1 protein-coding gene is annotated in these 883 nt (G+C 67.4%); it reads left to right on the top strand.

Annotated elements, in window-relative coordinates; genetic code table 11:
- A partial coding sequence (locus H8B02_RS47520) for a Bug family tripartite tricarboxylate transporter substrate binding protein (protein ID WP_229172552.1) occupies positions 1-815 on the top strand: 815 nt, incomplete at its 5' end.
- Between the last annotated feature and the right edge of the window lie 68 nt (positions 816-883).

Raw genomic sequence — 883 nt, 5'->3', positions numbered from 1 at the left:
CGCTGGTCGCCGCCGGTGTCGCGCGCAGCGTCCAGGTCACCAACGTACCCGGCGCCGGCGGCAGCGTCGGCATCGCGCAGTTCGTCAACGGCGCCAAGGGCGACGGCAACCAGATGATGGTGAACGGCTTCGTCATGGTTGGCGCGCTCGCCATGAACAAGTCGCCGGTGACGCTCGATCAGGTGACGCCGATCGCGCGCCTGACCGAGGAGACCCAGGTTATCGTGGTGCCGGCGAGTTCGCCGATCAAGACGGCGCAAGACCTTGCCGCCGCGCTCAAGGCCGATATCGCCAAGGTGACCTTTGCCGGCGGCTCGGCCGGCGGCGTCGACCACGTGATGGCGGCGCTGTTCGCGGGCACGGTCGGGGCCGACGCGAAGAAGATCAATTACATTCCGTTCTCGGGCGGCGGCGAGTCGCTCGCCGCCATTCTCGGCGGCAAGGTCACGGCCGGCATTTCGGGCCTAAGCGAGTACGAAGGCCAGATCAAGGCCGGCAAGCTGCGCGCGCTCGGCGTGACCTCGGCGCAGCGTCTGCCCGGTGTCGACATCCCGACCTTCAAGGAGCAGGGGATCGAGCTGGTGCTGGCCAATTGGCGCTCGGTGGTCGCACCGCCCGGCATCACGCCGGAGCAGCGCAAGGTGCTGAGCGACGCCGTCGAGAAGATGGCGAAATCCGACGCCTGGAAGGACATCCTGAAGCAGAAGGGCTGGGATGACGCCTATCTCGGCGGCGATGCGTTCGCCGATTTCCTGAAGAAGGAGATCACGCGTGTCACCGATGTGCTGAAGTCCGTCGGCCTCGTGAAGTCATGACGCCGGACACGGCTTCGGAAAATTTCCCGCGCGAGCCGGCGCGGCGCGTCGATCGCGCCGGCGTCGCG

Source organism: Bradyrhizobium altum (assembly GCF_020889705.1).
GTDB classification, from domain to species: Bacteria; Pseudomonadota; Alphaproteobacteria; order Rhizobiales; family Xanthobacteraceae; genus Bradyrhizobium; species Bradyrhizobium altum.
Note: the sequence above shows the minus strand (reverse complement) of the source record. Positions and strands in the feature narration are given on the sequence as shown.